At 69.3% G+C, this 14,647-nt stretch carries 19 protein-coding genes; 5 read left to right on the top strand and 14 right to left on the bottom strand.

Annotation, left to right across the window (positions count from 1 at the left end; genetic code table 11):
• Positions 1–31 precede the first annotated feature (31 nt).
• From YWM_RS0106425 to YWM_RS0106415, 3 genes are read right to left on the bottom strand one after another with little or no spacing between them, the layout of a single operon-like run.
• Complete coding sequence (locus YWM_RS0106425) at positions 32–424, bottom strand: (deoxy)nucleoside triphosphate pyrophosphohydrolase (protein ID WP_052344616.1); 393 nt, start codon at positions 422–424, stop codon at positions 32–34.
• Positions 421–1,779 (bottom strand): sensor histidine kinase, encoded by a 1,359-nt coding sequence (locus YWM_RS0106420; protein ID WP_052344615.1) that lies wholly within the window; start codon positions 1,777–1,779, stop codon positions 421–423. Before YWM_RS0106420 ends, YWM_RS0106425 begins: the two co-directional genes overlap by 4 nt.
• Before the next feature lie 15 nt (positions 1,780–1,794).
• On the bottom strand, positions 1,795–2,487 hold the full coding sequence (locus tag YWM_RS0106415; protein ID WP_028850025.1) for a response regulator transcription factor: 693 nt from the start codon (positions 2,485–2,487) through the stop codon (positions 1,795–1,797).
• A 135-nt stretch (positions 2,488–2,622) separates the two neighbouring features.
• On the opposite strand from YWM_RS0106415, the gene YWM_RS0106410 reads away from it, so the two are divergent.
• The 3 genes from YWM_RS0106410 to YWM_RS0106400 are packed head-to-tail and all read left to right on the top strand — an operon-like array spanning position 2,623 to position 5,677.
• Entirely contained in the window at positions 2,623–3,765 is a 1,143-nt protein-coding gene (locus YWM_RS0106410) for a LolA family protein (protein ID WP_028850024.1), read from the top strand.
• A gap of 11 nt (positions 3,766–3,776) precedes the next feature.
• Positions 3,777–4,808 carry an ABC transporter ATP-binding protein gene (locus YWM_RS22450; RefSeq protein WP_084612212.1) on the top strand — a complete coding sequence of 344 codons (1,032 nt, stop codon included), beginning with the start codon at positions 3,777–3,779 and terminating at the stop codon, positions 4,806–4,808.
• Positions 4,805–5,677 carry an ABC transporter permease subunit gene (locus YWM_RS0106400; RefSeq protein WP_028850023.1) on the top strand — a complete coding sequence of 291 codons (873 nt, stop codon included), beginning with the start codon at positions 4,805–4,807 and terminating at the stop codon, positions 5,675–5,677. The genes YWM_RS22450 and YWM_RS0106400 overlap by 4 nt, the downstream gene beginning before the upstream one ends.
• Here YWM_RS0106400 and YWM_RS0106395 read toward each other — a convergent pair whose 3' ends face one another.
• Positions 5,678–6,730, bottom strand: a complete 1,053-nt coding sequence (locus YWM_RS0106395; RefSeq protein ID WP_028850022.1) for a thiamine ABC transporter substrate-binding protein — start codon at positions 6,728–6,730, stop codon at positions 5,678–5,680.
• A 53-nt stretch (positions 6,731–6,783) separates the two neighbouring features.
• Between YWM_RS0106395 and YWM_RS0106390 the strand changes: the two genes are divergently transcribed.
• On the top strand, positions 6,784–7,098 hold the full coding sequence (locus YWM_RS0106390) for a 4a-hydroxytetrahydrobiopterin dehydratase (RefSeq protein ID WP_043660007.1): 315 nt from the start codon (positions 6,784–6,786) through the stop codon (positions 7,096–7,098).
• A gap of 1 nt (position 7,099) precedes the next feature.
• Here YWM_RS0106390 and YWM_RS26085 read toward each other — a convergent pair whose 3' ends face one another.
• The 10 genes from YWM_RS26085 to YWM_RS25585 form a co-directional block, all read right to left on the bottom strand.
• The gene (locus YWM_RS26085) at positions 7,100–7,267 is read right to left on the bottom strand and encodes a hypothetical protein (RefSeq protein ID WP_156914672.1); all 168 of its coding nucleotides are present in this window, start codon (positions 7,265–7,267) and stop codon (positions 7,100–7,102) included.
• A 57-nt stretch (positions 7,268–7,324) separates the two neighbouring features.
• Positions 7,325–7,849, bottom strand: a complete 525-nt coding sequence (locus YWM_RS0106380; RefSeq protein WP_028850020.1) for an MmcQ/YjbR family DNA-binding protein — start codon at positions 7,847–7,849, stop codon at positions 7,325–7,327.
• Positions 7,850–7,895: 46 nt separating this feature from the next.
• Positions 7,896–8,807 (bottom strand): class A beta-lactamase, encoded by a 912-nt coding sequence (bla, locus tag YWM_RS0106375; RefSeq protein ID WP_028850019.1) that lies wholly within the window; start codon positions 8,805–8,807, stop codon positions 7,896–7,898.
• A 1-nt stretch (position 8,808) separates the two neighbouring features.
• Complete coding sequence (locus YWM_RS22445) at positions 8,809–9,366, bottom strand: GNAT family N-acetyltransferase (RefSeq protein ID WP_052344614.1); 558 nt, start codon at positions 9,364–9,366, stop codon at positions 8,809–8,811.
• Between the two features lie 71 nt (positions 9,367–9,437).
• Positions 9,438–9,959, bottom strand: coding sequence for a putative immunity protein (locus YWM_RS0106365; protein WP_028850018.1), 522 nt, complete (start codon positions 9,957–9,959; stop codon positions 9,438–9,440).
• 197 nt (positions 9,960–10,156) lie between these two features.
• Positions 10,157–10,486 carry a nuclear transport factor 2 family protein gene (locus tag YWM_RS0106360; protein WP_028850017.1) on the bottom strand — a complete coding sequence of 110 codons (330 nt, stop codon included), beginning with the start codon at positions 10,484–10,486 and terminating at the stop codon, positions 10,157–10,159.
• Positions 10,487–10,581: 95 nt separating this feature from the next.
• Positions 10,582–11,421 carry an alpha/beta fold hydrolase gene (locus YWM_RS0106355; RefSeq protein ID WP_084612210.1) on the bottom strand — a complete coding sequence of 280 codons (840 nt, stop codon included), beginning with the start codon at positions 11,419–11,421 and terminating at the stop codon, positions 10,582–10,584.
• Positions 11,422–11,669: 248 nt separating this feature from the next.
• On the bottom strand, positions 11,670–12,140 hold the full coding sequence (locus tag YWM_RS0106350) for an NUDIX domain-containing protein (protein ID WP_028850015.1): 471 nt from the start codon (positions 12,138–12,140) through the stop codon (positions 11,670–11,672).
• Between the two features lie 80 nt (positions 12,141–12,220).
• Positions 12,221–12,877 carry a dTMP kinase gene (tmk, locus tag YWM_RS0106345; RefSeq protein ID WP_028850014.1) on the bottom strand — a complete coding sequence of 219 codons (657 nt, stop codon included), beginning with the start codon at positions 12,875–12,877 and terminating at the stop codon, positions 12,221–12,223.
• Complete coding sequence (locus tag YWM_RS25585) at positions 12,874–13,518, bottom strand: radical SAM protein (protein ID WP_084612209.1); 645 nt, start codon at positions 13,516–13,518, stop codon at positions 12,874–12,876. Before YWM_RS25585 ends, tmk begins: the two co-directional genes overlap by 4 nt.
• A gap of 423 nt (positions 13,519–13,941) precedes the next feature.
• On the opposite strand from YWM_RS25585, the gene YWM_RS0106335 reads away from it, so the two are divergent.
• The gene (locus YWM_RS0106335) at positions 13,942–14,637 is read left to right on the top strand and encodes an ArsR/SmtB family transcription factor (protein WP_028850012.1); all 696 of its coding nucleotides are present in this window, start codon (positions 13,942–13,944) and stop codon (positions 14,635–14,637) included.
• Positions 14,638–14,647: the final 10 nt, after the last annotated feature.

The raw sequence follows: 14,647 nt of genomic DNA, 5'->3' as shown, positions 1-14,647 counted from the left end.
TAAGCCCGATTCGGCGCGGCGCAGCCGATCGTCACCCGTCCAGCAGCATCCGAAGATCCGGCAGGAGCACGCGATCGGCGGGCAACCAGTCGACGTCGGCCAGCTCGTGAGCCGAGACCCACCGCAGGGCCCGGTGTTGCAGCGCGCGTGGCCGGCGCCCGTCGACCAGCCGGACCTGGAAGATGCGCAGCACCTTCCGGTCGGACAGCGGGACGTCCTGGCCGATCCGACCGCCGACGGTCACCTCGACGTCGAGCTCCTCGGCGAACTCGCGGCGGAGCGCGTCGGCGTCGCTCTCGCCCGGCTCGACCCGCCCGCCGGGCAGCTCCCATTTGCCTGCGATCTCCGCCGGATGCGCGCGTTGGGCCGCGAGCAACCGCCCGTCCCGCACCAACGCCCCACCGACCACCGTCACCTCGGTCATTCCGCCTCCACCGCGCGCCACACCACCTGGAACCGGGCGCCGCCCTCGGGTGATTCGCTCACGGCCACCCGGCCGCCGCGGCGGCGGACCAGCTCCGCCACCAGCGCAAGACCGAGCCCGGAACCGCCGCTGTCGCGCGCTCGATCATCCGCTACCCGGTAGAAGCGGTCGAACACCCGCTCGCGATGTTCGTCAGCGACCCCCGGGCCGTCGTCGTCGACCACCACCCTGGCCACCGACCGCGCCGCCATCACCGAGACGACGATCTGTGCGCGGGCGTAGCGGACGGCGTTGCGCAGCAGGTTGTCCAGCACCAGTTCGACCTCGGCGTGGTTGGCCTGCGCCCACACCTCGCCGACCGCGGCGTTGACCTTGACCAGCGGGCCGCCTTCATCGAGCCGGTCGACCGCTGCCCGCGCTTCGCTGACCAGTTCCACCGGCGTCGCGGGCGGCAGCTCGCCTGCGTCCGAGCGCGCCAGCGCGAGCAGGCCGTCCAACAGCGTGGAGAGCCGCTCGGCTTCGGTGAGCACGTCGGAGAGCACTTCCTGGGCGGTCTCCGGATCCGGGTTGGTGACCGCGACCTCGGCTTGCACCCGGATCGACGCCACCGGCGAGCGCAGCTCGTGTGCCGCGTCGCCGGTGAAGCGACGTAACCGGTCGGCGGCCTGCTGTTGGCGGTCCAACAGCACGTTGAAGTCGCGCGCCAACGCTTGCAGCTCGTCGCCGGTGCTGGGCACCGGGAGCCGCTCGGACTCCGCCAGCCTGCGCACCGAGCGCCGCATCCGTCCGACCGGCCGCAGTGCCGCCCCCACGGCCAGCCAGATGACCACGCCGGCCACCACGGCCGCGACGAGCGCGGCGAGCAGCAGCCCGTTGCCGCCACCGGAGACCACGCCCACGAAGCCGACCAGGCCCGCACCGACAACGACCAGTCGCTGCGAACCATCCGGTGCGGTGGCCACCGTGCCGTGCCAGCGGACCGGTGGCTCACCGGCTGTCGTCATGGGGAGGCCGGCTTTGAGCCGACGGACCGCATCGGAGGCCAGCGGCTTGCTCGCGTTGCCGTCGACGGGATCGCCCGCGATGTCGAGCACGCGCACCGTGAGGCCGGGCCGCTGGGCAGGCATCGTTCCCTCCCGGACCAGCTGAGCCGCTGGTCGCAGCGCGGTGGCCAGGTCCTCGTCCACCGAGTCGAGCAGCAACGACTCGAGCGAGCGACCGGCCAGCAACGCCAGGCCGAGCAGGCACACGACGGTGATCGCGGTGGCCACCAGCGTGATGCGGCCCCGCAGGGTACGGCCCGGCAGGGTGAGCCAGCGTCGACGACGCCCCGTGACGGTGTCGACCGGATGCATTCCTCGGCCTTTGCCTCAGCCGCCGGAGAGGGCTTCGTCCAGCTGGTAGCCGTGCCCCCGCACGGTCCGTACCAGCCCGTCCGCGCCTGCCGCCGCCAGCTTGCGCCGCAGGTAGCCGATGTAGACCTCGACGTTGTTGCGAGTGGCCGCCTGCTCGTCGCCCCAGATCTCGGTGAGCAGCTCGTCCTTGGTCAACACCGCGGGAGCGCGGCTGGCCAGCGCCTCGAGCAGGCCGTACTCGCGCGGGCTGAGCGTGACCGGGGTGCCGTCCCAGCGCACGCTCCTGGCCGCCCGGTCCACTTCCAGTCTGCCGATCCGCAGCGTCCCCCTCGTCGGGGACGCCTCCGCTCTGCGCAGCACCGCACGCAGCTGGGCGAGCAACACCACGAACGAGAACGGTTTGACCAGGTAGCCGTCCGCGCCCAGATCCAGTCCGTCCGCCTGGTCGATCTCCCCGTCCTTGGCCGACACCAGCAGCACCGGTGTCCGCACGCCCTCGGCCCGCAGCTGCTGCAGCACCCGGTAACCGCTCAGCCCGGGAAGCATGATGTCCAGCAGCACGGCGTCGAAGGCCCCCGTGCGCGCGAACCGCAACGCCGTCGGTCCGTCGCCCGCGGTCACCACGTCCATCCCCTCGGCGCGCAGGCCGCGATCGAGCGCCTTGCGCACCCCCGGCTCGTCGTCGACGACCAATACCCGCGGTTGCATGCACCCACTATCCCCGAACGGAGCAGCGGATGGGCGAACTCTCAGCACCATCTCAGCTCCTCAGGCCGATCTCAGGCATCGGGGTGGAGTGTCAGTGGCGAGCGAGCAAGACTGGTCGCAGACAAGGGAGACGACATGCAACCACGAACGAAAGGGCTCGTCGCGGCCGTGACCGGCGCGGCACTCGGTGTCACCGGGCTGGCTTTGGTCGCGATGCCCGCGGGCGCCGACGACGCACCGAACCTGCCGGAGATCAGCGCGCAGGAGCTGGTGTCCTCCACGCTGCAGGCCGACCCGCCCGCGTTCGCCGGATCGGTCGCGGTGCACAACGACCTCGGGCTGCCCAGCGGTGTGCCGGGGATGGACTTCGCCGACTTCGACTCGGCGCGGGTGTTCCATGACGGCGACGACGGTTTCCGGGTGTCGGTCCAGGACGGCAACGCCGAGTACACGCTGGTCGCCAACGGCGACGAGGCCTGGGCCTACAACTCGTCCGACAACACCGCCACGCGCTTCGCGGCGCCGGACGGTGACAAGACCCGTGAGCAGGAGCGGGCCAAGGGCCACCACAAAGGCCAGCGCCCGGAGGAAATGGCCGACCCGGCCACAGCGGCGCAGGAGATCGTGCAGCGGCTGTCCGAGACCAGCACCATCACGGTCGACGGCACCGCCAGGGTCGCCGATCGGGCGGCCTACGAGCTGGTGCTGACCCCGAAGCCGAGCGAGCGCACGGTGCTGCGTGAGGTCAAGGTGGCCATCGACTCGCAGACCCGGCTGCCGCTGCGGCTCGAGGTGATGGCCAACGGCACTCCGGAGCCGATCTTCAGCCTCGGCTTCGACGAGTTCAGCGTCGGTGAGCAGCCCGAGCGGTTGTTCGACTTCACCCCGCCGAAGGGTGTGAAGATCGAGGACGCCACCGACAAGGCACGCGAGCGGGCCGAGCAGGCGCCGGCGCAGGGGGAGAAGGACGCCGCCGAGCGGTTCGGCGAGTCGTTGCAGGTCGTCGGCGAGGGCTGGGACACCGTGGTGACCGGCGCGGCCGGCGAGGAGCTGCTGTCGGCCCGGCCGCAGATGCAGGACGGCGAGCGCGGCATGAGCGAGCGCGACAAGCAGTCCGCCAAGGACCTGCTGGAGCGGTACGGCAAGCGCGTCAGCGGTGAGTTCGGTTCCGGCTACGTGATCACCACCAAGGCAGGCTCGGGTCTGATCACCGACGACGGCCGGTTCGCCGTCGGCGCGGTCCCGGTGCAGGTCCTCGAACAAGCCCTGACGAAGTGACGAGCGCAGACATGACCATTCGCGACGTCACGCAGGCAGTGCCCGCTCCGGAAGGTTCCGGGGCGGGCACCCGCCCGGCCGTGGCACGAACCAGGGGGCTGCGCAAGGTCTACCGCAGCGCGGTTGCGGTGGACGGGGTCGACCTCGAGGTGCCGCAAGGCGCCGTGGTCGGCATGCTCGGGCCGAACGGCTCGGGCAAGACGACGACGATCCGCATGCTGCTCGGCCTGGTGCGACCGACCGAGGGCGAGGTCGAGCTGTTCGGTCAACCGATGCCGGAGTCGGCGGAGTCGACGCTGCCGCACGTCGGCGCGCTGGTCGAGGGTCCCGGCTTCCACCCGTTCCTGAGCGGGCGGGACAACCTGCTCCGGTTCGCCGCCGCCGAGCCGCTGCTGCCGTCGAACAAGATCGGCACGGCGGTCGCCGACGCGTTGGAGTTGGTGGGGCTGAGCAGCGCGGCCAATCGCCGGTACAAGGGCTACTCGCTGGGCATGAAGCAGCGGCTCGGCCTGGCCGCGGCGCTGCTGGTGCCGCGCAAGCTGGTGGTGCTCGACGAGCCGACCAACGGTCTCGACCCCGCGGGCACGCGGGAGATCCGGCGGATCATGGCCGAACTGCACGCCAGGGGCACGACCGTGCTGGTGTCGTCGCACCTGCTGTCCGAGGTGGAGGCGACCTGCACGCACGTGATCGTGCTCAGCAAGGGCACCGTCGTCGCGCAGGGCGAACTCGGTGAGCTGCTCGAGGCGGGCAATCCGACGCTCGAGGTCATCACGCCGGACGCCGCGCAGGCCGTGGACGCGTTGCGGGCCAACCGGATCCCTGCCCGGCTGGCGCCGGACGGTGTCCTGGTCGACCTGGTCGCGTCACCGGCGCCGCAGGTCATCGAGACGCTGGTGCAAGCAGGGGTTTCGGTCCACGAGGCGCGGCGCAAGCGCACCGGGCTGGAGGATTTGTTCGCGCGGCTGACCGAGTCGCACGAGGACGAGGCCCCGGTGGATCTGGAACTGAACGAGGTCGAGCAGGCGGGGGTGGCGTCATGACGGCGACGACGTGGGAAGACGCGCCTGCGGTGACCACACGACGGCACCGGGCCCCGTTGGCCAGGTTGCTGTCGTCGGAGTTGCGGTGGATCTTCCGCAGGCCGCGCACGCTGGTCGTGCTCGCCCTGCTGGCGATCTTCCCGGTGATCATCGGCATCTCGGTGCAACTGGGCACCGACGGCCAGCCGGAGACGTCGGGGGACGCGCCGCTGTTCGTCTCCGCGATCACCAACGCGCTGGCCCTGCCGCTCGGGTCGCTGATGATGCTGCTCGGGCTGTTCCTGCCGCTGGCGGTGGCCATGGCGGGCGCGGACGCGATCGCGGGCGAGCAGTCGGTCGGGGCGCTGCGCGGATGGCTGCTCGCGCCGGTGGTGCGAGGCAGGTTACTCGGCGTCAAGGTCTTCGGCGTGGCGGTGGTCGCGGTGGTGTCCGCGGGCCTGGTCGCGCTCACCGGGCTGGTCACCGGGCTGATCATCAACGGCACCGACGGCTTGTTCACGCTGTCCGGCACCGAGCTCAGCCTCGTCGACGCGCTCGGCCGCATCGGGTTGGCCGTGGCGTGGGTGGCGTTGCAGCTGCTGGCTGTCGGGGCGGTCGCGCTGGCGATCTCCACCACGACCGAGCATCCGATGCTGGTGGTGGCGATGGTGCTGGGCGGGTTGATCGTGTCGCAGGTGCTCGGCCTGTTCGACGCGCTGAGTTGGCTGCACCCGTTCCTGTTGCCGGATCCGTGGGTGTCCGCGCTGCCGGACCTGCTGCGCGATCCGATCGCCTACGACACGCTCGGCGAGGGCGCGTTGCGGGCGGTCAGCTACCTGGTGATCGCGTTGTCGCTGGCCTACGCCAGGATCGTCACGCGCGACGGCTGATCACTCGCTCATCACCTGGTGCCAGCGAGCAAGCACCGCCTTCCGGCCCGCGTCCGCTTCGCGGGCCGGAAGCGTGTTCGGCTCCTCCGGCGCGGCGACCGTCTCGGCCCAGCCCTCCGGTAGCTCGACGCCCTGGCGCACCGGGTACGTGCCGTAGGCCTGGGGGACGGCCTGTTGGAACTGCTGCGTCAGCAGGAAGTCCAGCAGTTTGCCTGCTCGTTCCGTGCTGTCGGCCTTGGCCAGCACCCCGGCGTAGCGGATTTGTTCGTGGCAGGAGTCGGTGAGCACCGATGTCTTGCCCTCGGCGTCCTCCGCCAACTGTGCCGGCAGCGTGGCTGCGGCGACGACCAGCGGCCGCTCCCCTTCGCCACCCGCTGCGGTGTACTGCTCGCGAACCTCGTCCGTCGTCGGCAGCACCTGCAGGCCGTTGGCCTTCAACTTCCGCCAGTACTGCACCCAGTTCTGCTTGCCTTCGCGGGCGATCGAGCCGAGCAGGAACGCCATGCCGTGCGGTGAGGCCTTCGGGTCGGGCATGGCCAGCAGGTCCGCATAGGCGGGCTCGAGCAGGTCGGCCATGGTCTCCGGAGGGGCGATGTCGTGTTCGGCGAACCACGAGTTGTCGACGTTGACGCACACCGCGAGCCGGTCGACCGCGGACAGCCGCTGCTGCTTGTCCACGGAGAATCGCTGCTGACCGCGGTTGGCTTCCGGGCTGGTGTAGGGGATCAGCACGTCGCCGGCCAGCGCCGCACGGACGGTCGAGGTGTCCACACCCAGCACGACGTCACCGAGCTGCTCACCGCGCCGCTCGGCCAGCGCCTCGACCAGCTCGGTCGGGGTGTCCCCGAGCGTGCGGTGCTCCAGCCGCAGCTCGGTCTGCCGTTCGAACGCCGCGTGCAGCTCCTGCGGAATCTTCCACGACGAGTCGGTGACCAGGGTGACCGTGCGCTGCGGTTCCGGCTGTTGCGTTTCGCCGGTGCCGCAGCCGGCTGCGACCACGCCAAGCGTCAGCAGCAACGCGGGCAGCTTTGCACGCCGGACTCGGTTGATCACGTTCCCTCCCTCAGCCCGGGCAAGCCTACCGATCGCCTGGCAGGATGGATCACATGGCGGACGAACCCAGTAACCGCTCGCCGGAGTTGCTCTCCGACGACCAGATCAGCGAGGACCTGGCGCGCCGGGAGCACTGGCGGGCCGAAGGCGGCGCGCTACGCCGATCCGTGGAGTTGCCGTCGTTCCCCGACGCCATCGACGCGGTCGGCAAGATCGGCGCGATCGCCGAGGAGCTGGACCATCACCCGGACATCGACATCAGGTGGCGCACACTGCACTTCTCGCTGAGCACGCACTCGGCGGGCGGTATCACGGCCAAGGACATGCAGCTGGCCGATCGGATCGACGACGTGCTGGCGGAGTACTGACCTAGCGCTGTTCGCGGCGTTGCCGCGGATCGTCCTCGGACGCTTCGGTGGTGCGCAGCGCCTCTTCGGCCTCCGCGACCACTTCCAGCGCCTGCATCTCGCGCGGCTGGTCGATCTCCTCCCGGATGATCCGGTCGAACTTCTCGCGCGTCTTCCTGAACAGTCGCATACGGGCCTTACGTCGTCGTCATCGCCGGGAACGAGCTCGCCCGCGGCATGTCCCAGTCTATCCGCGAAACGCCTTTCCGCTCGCTCTGAGTGACTCCTCGAGTACCCGAATCGCCTTGGGCCCAACCCCGTGCAGAGCAAGCAATTCTGCTTTCGCATGCTCGGCCACCTGCGCCAACGTTCGAATACCCGCACCGTGCAGGGCGCGCGTCGCCGGCGCACCGATGCCCGACGGGAGGTCACCGCCTGCTTCGACACCGGCGTCGAACGTGGCCGCCAATCGTTTCGGCGCCTGGTGCTGCCACGCTTGGCGGATCAGCTCGTTCAACTGCTGACCGTTGACGTCGGCGAGCGGGATTTTCAGGCCGATGGTCCTGCCGGCCCGCTCGATCGGCATACCACCCACGCTTTCCTGCGCCTTGGCCACCTGCTCGGGAGACAGCCGCAGCTGCACGTGCCCGTCCGAGGTCACCGAGACGAAGCCGCGGCCCTTCACCAGAAACGCCTGGAGTCCGAAGTGGTTTCCTTCCTCCACCTCGGGCAGCGCGAGCGCGGCCTTGCGCAGCTGCGTCATCGTGGTCATGAACAGAGTTTAGGAGCGCAATCCCACCACAGTGGGGCTTTTGCGCTCACTCCAGGCCGGCGAGGACGACCTTGGTGGCCTCCGCGAGGAGTGCGTCGTCGGGATCCGCGTCGGCGTCCCGTTTGTCGCTGAGGACGGCCAGCACGATGGGCGCGCGTTCGTCCGGTGGCCACAGGACGGCGATGTCGTTGCGGGTGCCGTGCGAGGCGGTACCGGTCTTGTCGCCGACCGTCCACCGGTGGGGCACGCCCGCACGGATCACCGCGTCGCCGGTGGTGTTGCCGATCAGCGCGTCGACCAGGATCTTCCGGCGTCCCTCCGGCAACGCGGTACCGAGCACGTAGGTGCGCAAGCTGGTCGCCAGCGCCCTGGGCGTGCTGGTGTCACGGACATCTCCTGGGGTGTGATCGTTGAGGTCCGGCTCCCACCGATCGACGTGCGTCGTGCGGTCACCGATGGCGCGCAGGGCACGTGCCAACCCCTCAGGCCCGCCCAGCTCGGCGAGCAAGAGGTTGCCTGCGGTGTTGTCGCTGTAGCTCACCGCGGCGTCGATCAGTTCGCGCACGGTCATCCCCTGGCCCACGTGCCGCTCGGTCACCGGTGAGTACGTGACGAGGTCGTCGGAGGTGAATCGCACCTTGCGTTCGAGGTCGGCCGGTGACCTCCGCGCCAGGACGGCACCGGCCGCCAGCGCCTTGAAGGTTGATGCGTAGGCGAAGCGCTCGTCGGCGCGGTACTTCACCTCGGTTCCGCTTCCGGTGTCGATCGCGTAGACGCCCAGCCGGGCAGCGAACTTGTTCTCCAGCCGCCGGAATCGGCTCGCGAGCTCGTCAGCCTTCTTGTCGACGGCGACGGCGGTGGCGGCGCTCTTCGGGGCGGGGGTTGGTGCCTCGGCAGCAGCGCAGCCGGTGACAACCAGGATGAGGGCCAAGGCGGAGGCCAGGCGAGCGAGGGACATGTCAGCCCTGACCGCGCACGAACCTGGACACCGGTGCCTCGAACTCGATGACCTGGGCCACCTCGCCCGACGGTGTCTCTTGCTCCGTGACGCCGCCCCGCTGTTCGAAGCCGCATGCCTCGAGCACTCGCCGGGACGCGACGTTCTCCGGCGACGTGCGAGCCTCGAGCCACGACAGTCCGGCCTTGGCGGCGAGCGAACCGATTGCCCGTACCGCCGCAGCCGCTGCCCCGCGGCCGCGCGCCTCGGGCGTCAGCCAGAAGCCCACTTCCGCGCGGTCCTCGTGGGGATCGAACAACACGACGCTGCCGAGGAATCGGTCGGACTCCTCGTCCGCGATGGCCAGCACGGCCAGTGAACCGTCAGCCAGTCCCTGCGCGATGACGCCGTCGATCTGCTCCCGCACGATCTCCGGGGTGTAGTTGGCCAGCGGGAGATGGGCGAACTGTTGCACCGCGGGATCCTCGGTACCGCGGGCGAACGCCTCGGCGTCGGCGTGCCGCAGTTGCCGCACTCGGATGCCCGCGTCCGATACCGGAAGATGACCGGTGACCTGCACTGACGTTTCCTCTCATGATCTTGGCGACACGCCGAGGCTATCAAGCGTCGCGCACGGAAGCAGGTGAATTTTCACCGCGACCCACCAGGCAGCAGGGCGTCCAGTTCGGCCATGAGCTCGGTGACGCGACGGTGGCCAGGGGCCGGGGGCGGATAGCGGCGCAAGACGTCGACCATGGTCGGCGTGGCACGTTCGCGTGCCTCTTCGAGCACCTGCTCGGGCCTGCCGCCCTGGATCTCCGCAATGCGTGCCGCGTTCGCCGTTGCCCGCAGGATGTGGCCGACCTGGTGTTCCTTGGAGATCGGATGGAGGTAGGCCGCGGATGCCGCGTCACCGGCAGCTTGGGCTGCCAGGCGGGAGGCTTCGTCCGGGGCGGCACTGGCTGCCCGGTGCGCCTCCATCGAGGTGAGGCGCAACCGCTTGGACCGCTCGGCCCCGTTGATGAACTCCCAGCTCGCATCGACCGCGGCGCGCGGCCGGCCGTCGTCGGGGCAGGCGCTTTCGAACACCGGCAGGACCTCTTGCGCGGATTCCGCGACGAAGCGGGCCACGGCGCGCAACTCGGCGCCGGTCAGCTGGAAATCGGCGGTCACCGGTTCATGGTCTCGTGCCCTGCGGCGCGGGTCGATGGCCGGGTGAAGCCGCGGGTCGGTGGCCGGGTGAAGGCGCGGGTCGATGGCCGGGTGAATCCGGCGCGGACGGCGGTAGGTCGGCGACCGGCGGCTGTCACCGCTCGTGGGTCGTCGACCGGCATCTCGTCACCCCTCGTGGGTCGTCGACCGGCATCTCGTCACCCCTCGCGGATGGTCATCCGCGCCAGCCGGTCCCCGTCGACGTCGAAGACGAACTTCGACCGTCCGTTGGCCCAGTTGGAGCGCCAGTCACCGACGATCGTGACGGAATCGTGCGACGCCTCGACCTCCTCGACGTCGAGCGTGCCGCGCGCGCCGATGAACTCCTTGTCGCTCCACGCCTTGATCTGCTCGCGTCCGGTGAAGACCCGGCCCCAGTCGTCGACCGACCCGTTGTCGGTGAATGCGTTCAAGAAGGCCGCTTCGTCATGCGCATTGACCGCGTCGATGAACGAGGCCACCGGCTCGGGGATGGTTTGCTCGGCCATGTCCGTACTCCTCGGCGATCGGTGTGCCCAGCAGCATGGGTCACCCGGCGGCCGCCGGCAACCTGAGCTTCACCGGCCCGGCCACAGCCGAGGTCTCAGTGCCCGAGCGCCGCCTGCAACACCACATCGGAGTGGGTCCACAGCAGCGCTCCCCCGGCATCAGGGATCACCCGACGGCGCGCCGTCGGTATCCGCCCGGCGAGCGTCCGACCGTGGTCGGGCGAGTGGTTCCGGTCGTCCGCGCCGAACAGGATCGTCACCGGGCAGCGGATCTCGTCCAGCCGCAGCGACCAGGGCTGCATGGCGATGAGCGTGTCGCGGACGTAGCCCGCGCCGTCGTTGGCGAAGCCTTCCGCCAGCGCGCGGCGATACAGCGGCACGAAGCTCTCGTCGGTGTAGAACCGGCGGTCGGCAGCTCCCGAGCCGGACACCACCATGTCTTCCATCGCGTCGGGTGTGAACGAGCCCAGGATCCGGGCGGCTTCGTCCGGGTCGTCCGCCGCCAGCTTCGCCAGCCGGACGACGTCGTCGGGCAGGTGCGCCTGCACGCCGGGGTGGGCGACCTCGTCCGCCGGGGACGCCAAGACGAGCCGGGAAACCCAGCCTGCGGCGGCCGCAGCGAGCCCGAAGACACCGCCTTGCGAGTTGGCCACCACGGGTGGCTGGACATCACCGACCACTTCCCGCACGAAAACGCGATAGTCCTCGGCCGTGGAGGTCAGGTCCCGCTCGAAAGCTACGTCCGACGACCCCATGCCCGGCCGATCCATGGTGACGAGCCGGACGTTCGCGCGGTCGAGGTCACCGAATCGCATGCTCTTGCCGGTGCCTGCGCCCGCGATGAACAGGACCGGCCGGCCACGCTCCGGCCCGAACGACCGTCCGGCCAGCCTGCGCCCGTCAGCGGTGCGCACTTCCAGCTCGGCAGCCACCACGCCCCACGAAGCTATCAGACGTTGAAGCGGAACCCCGTTCTGTCGGGGGACCGAGCAAGACGGCCGGAGCCTTCACGAAGTTCGCGGCGTGGCTGATCATCGCGCCGTTCTGGCTCGCGGGTGCGGCCCTCACCGTGCCGGTGATGGTGTTCGTGTGGGCATGTTGGTTCGGCTACCTCTTCTGGCGCTCGATCTACCGGCTGATCATGCGGCAGCCAGTATTCGGAACTTCGGAGGAACTTTGTGTTTCACGGGACTTGTGCGCCGACAGGTGCTGGCCGGGATTCATGCCAGCCCATGAGCGACATTCCTCGAACTCCACGACGGTAGGCGTCGATCCCGGCGGCTGGGTATTCGATGATGTTTGCGGGCAGGCTGTGGTAGTCGAACCAGCCCAGTCCGTGACACTTCTCGGGTTCCCGGTTGGTGGGCTCGCCGATCCACCGTGTCGTGGCGAAGAAGTGCCCGATCCTGGGTTCGGGACCAAAGCCCGCGACGTGGATGCTGTGCACATGCTCGAGATCGGCCGGGTCGATCAGGACCCCGACCTCTTCTTCAGCCTCACGGGCGGCTGCGGTGAAGATGTCCTCGCCCGCGTCGAGCTTGCCGGATGGCAGGTGCCACATTCGGTCCCACTGGCCGCCCCGTCGCTCGGTGAGGAGCAGTTCGGCGTCGCGGATCAGGAGAACGTGGACATCGACGATGTGGCGATCGGGCACAGCGGTCGATCCTCGTGTTCGTGTTCTGCGGCCATGCCGGGCGCGCACCGGACGGGTAGCGCGCCCGGACATGCGGCAGCTTACGCCGTGGCCTCCTGACCGCTGGCACCTTGGGTGTTCTCGGTGATCCGTTCGGCGATTCGCTCGGCCACCTGCTCCACGACACCACGAGGATCACGACGGGTGGTGTCGATCGTCAGAACCGGCACCCCACGCCCGGCGAGGTAGGAGGCGGCTTCGCGGTACATCCGGGCTTCGATCCGGCTCGTGCTGATCCCGACCTGGAACCGATCGTGGGCACCCCGTGCTGCGACGCGGGCGGCGGCCTCAGCCGCGTCGGTGAGAAGCATGACCGCCAGGTCCGGCCGGTCAGAATGACCGTTCAGGCACTCGATGAACGGCAACGGCACGCCATCCATCTGTTGCAGCACGTACGACGAGGCCACGTACCGATCGCAGAGTACGATCTCACCCTGCTGTACACGGGGACGGATCTCCGTCGCCAGGTGGTGGTACCGGTCGGCTGCGATCAAACACGCGAGCGCGTGGCCTTGGTAGAGGTCGGTTTTGTGCCGGGCCAGCTCGCCCGGCTCGCCGTGAGTCGGCTCCGCGGTGATGTGGACCTGGTACCCCCGGTCTCGAAGGTAGGGGCCAAGCAGGCGGGAGGTCGTGGTCTTGCCCGCGCCTGCCATGCCATCGAGGGTGACGAAGAGGCCGGGGTGGGTGCCATCGGTCATGCCGAGACCTTCCGTTCGTACTGCTCGCGGGACAGGGCGACGAGGTTGCGACGTACGTAGTCGATCGGTGCTTCGGAGAGCTGGAGGTTGACCGAGAAGTTGAACTCGTCGCGCTCACGCATGGCGGCTTCCTCGCCGCTGCTGGTGAGATCGACGGCCGAGTAGTTGAGTAGCTGCTCGGGGGTATACTTGCCGGTCTTCATCAGGCGCTCCCAGTCCGGGGTTCCGGGATATGGCCTGTACTCGAACGCCGAGGCGCGGAAGCTGCCCGGCTGTCCGTCCGCGATTTCCCACAGCTCGTGCACCAGACGGACGGTCTGATCGATCTCGGCCTCGGTCTCGGTGGGGAATCCGAGGATGAAGTAGCCCTTCACCCCAATGCCGCGCTCGGTGAGCCGGCGGACAACCGAGTGCGTCATGGACGGATCGATCCGCTTATCGATGAGCTTGAGCATCCGCTCGCTGCCCGACTCAATGCCGAGTGCGACCTCTCGCAGCCCATTCGCAGCCAGTGTGTCCAGCACGGCGTCGCTGGCGCGGTTGAGCACGTTGATCCGGCCAGTGGCGTCCCACACGGCCCACTCTCCGACACGTGCGGCTGTGAACGGCCATGCATCGAGGGTACCGACCGGTTTGATCACGGAGCCAGGCCGACACGACCGGGGCTCTGCAAGGACGCCGGAACCGCGCGATATCGGGGGAACCGATGTACAGCAACGGCCCCCTTCCCTGAGGAAGGGGGCCGGTCCTGAGTCAGCACCAAGTCAGCACGGTACCGAGAAAGGGCGGGAACCCGCTATGACACACCGGGTATGCCATAGCGGGTATCATAGCCCTGAGCTGCGCGTTTGACTTCTCTGACCTGCGGTGATACGAGCCCGCCAATTTCGGCTCAGACGTTGAAGCGGAACTCCACCGAGTTCCGTCACCGAACAACCTCTGCCTGGAGGTTCAGTGCGCCCTGATGGAACACCATCAACGGCTCCCCTGCCCACGCATTCCCTCACCCTGCCGCTCGATGGTTCGGGAATCCTCGAACCATCGGGCGCGTATCGTCGGTTTCCATGAACGGTGCCAGCAGCCCACGCCTCGCCGAGATCGCGTCGGTTCTCGCGAACGAGGCGCGCGCCACGATGATGCTGGAACTGCTGGACGGGCGGGCGTGGACCGCGACCGAGCTCGCGAAGGCGGCTGGCGTCTCCCGCCCGTCGACGACGGAGCACCTGCACCGCCTCGTGCAGATGGGCCTGCTCGGCGAAACGCATCAGGGCAGACACCGCTACGTTCGCATCGAGGATCCCGCCATCGCAGAAGCGATCGAATCCCTCGCCGCACTGTCCGGGCGCGTCCGCCCCGCCAAGCCGTCACTCCGCGCGCAGAACGTGGACCGCGCGCTTCGAGAGGCCCGCACCTGCTACCGCCATCTCGCCGGCCGTCTGGGCGTCGCCTTGAGCGGCGGCATGCGACGGCTCGGGTACGTGGATGCACAGTGGAACCTGACCGGAAGCGGCCGCGAGTGGCTGACTTCGCTCGGCATAGAACTGCCGTCATCCACGCGACGGCCTTTGCTGCGCCCCTGCCTCGACTGGACCGAGCGACGCGACCATCTCGCCGGCGTGGCGGCCGAACAGATGCTGGTCGCCTTCCAGGACAGACACTGGATCGACCGGTCCACGACATCGCGCGCCGTGCATCTCACGGCGGCCGGTCATGACGCGCTCTCCGCAGTTCTCGCCGACGCCGACGCCGACGCGGCGTGAGGCTCGCTCA

Origin of the sequence: Thermocrispum municipale DSM 44069 (assembly GCF_000427825.1) — a bacterium.
GTDB classification, from domain to species: Bacteria; Actinomycetota; Actinomycetes; order Mycobacteriales; family Pseudonocardiaceae; genus Thermocrispum; species Thermocrispum municipale.
This window is presented reverse-complemented; position numbering and strand designations above follow the sequence as displayed.

What these genes read in the sequence shown, in the direction of transcription:
- YWM_RS0106425 (WP_052344616.1), bottom strand. Translation starts at nt 424, where the DNA reads ATGACCGAGGTGACGGTGGTCGGTGGGGCGTTGGTGCGGGACGGGCGG.
- YWM_RS0106420 (WP_052344615.1), bottom strand. Translation starts at nt 1,779, where the DNA reads ATGCATCCGGTCGACACCGTCACGGGGCGTCGTCGACGCTGGCTCACC.
- YWM_RS0106415 (WP_028850025.1), bottom strand. Translation starts at nt 2,487, where the DNA reads ATGCAACCGCGGGTATTGGTCGTCGACGACGAGCCGGGGGTGCGCAAG.
- YWM_RS0106410 (WP_028850024.1), top strand. Translation starts at nt 2,623, where the DNA reads ATGCAACCACGAACGAAAGGGCTCGTCGCGGCCGTGACCGGCGCGGCA.
- YWM_RS22450 (WP_084612212.1), top strand. Translation starts at nt 3,777, where the DNA reads ATGACCATTCGCGACGTCACGCAGGCAGTGCCCGCTCCGGAAGGTTCC.
- YWM_RS0106400 (WP_028850023.1), top strand. Translation starts at nt 4,805, where the DNA reads ATGACGGCGACGACGTGGGAAGACGCGCCTGCGGTGACCACACGACGG.
- YWM_RS0106390 (WP_043660007.1), top strand. Translation starts at nt 6,784, where the DNA reads ATGGCGGACGAACCCAGTAACCGCTCGCCGGAGTTGCTCTCCGACGAC.
- YWM_RS26085 (WP_156914672.1), bottom strand. Translation starts at nt 7,267, where the DNA reads ATGCGACTGTTCAGGAAGACGCGCGAGAAGTTCGACCGGATCATCCGG.
- YWM_RS0106380 (WP_028850020.1), bottom strand. Translation starts at nt 7,849, where the DNA reads ATGACCACGATGACGCAGCTGCGCAAGGCCGCGCTCGCGCTGCCCGAG.
- bla (WP_028850019.1), bottom strand. Translation starts at nt 8,807, where the DNA reads ATGTCCCTCGCTCGCCTGGCCTCCGCCTTGGCCCTCATCCTGGTTGTC.
- YWM_RS0106360 (WP_028850017.1), bottom strand. Translation starts at nt 10,486, where the DNA reads ATGGCCGAGCAAACCATCCCCGAGCCGGTGGCCTCGTTCATCGACGCG.
- tmk (WP_028850014.1), bottom strand. Translation starts at nt 12,877, where the DNA reads ATGACCGATGGCACCCACCCCGGCCTCTTCGTCACCCTCGATGGCATG.
- YWM_RS0106335 (WP_028850012.1), top strand. Translation starts at nt 13,942, where the DNA reads ATGAACGGTGCCAGCAGCCCACGCCTCGCCGAGATCGCGTCGGTTCTC.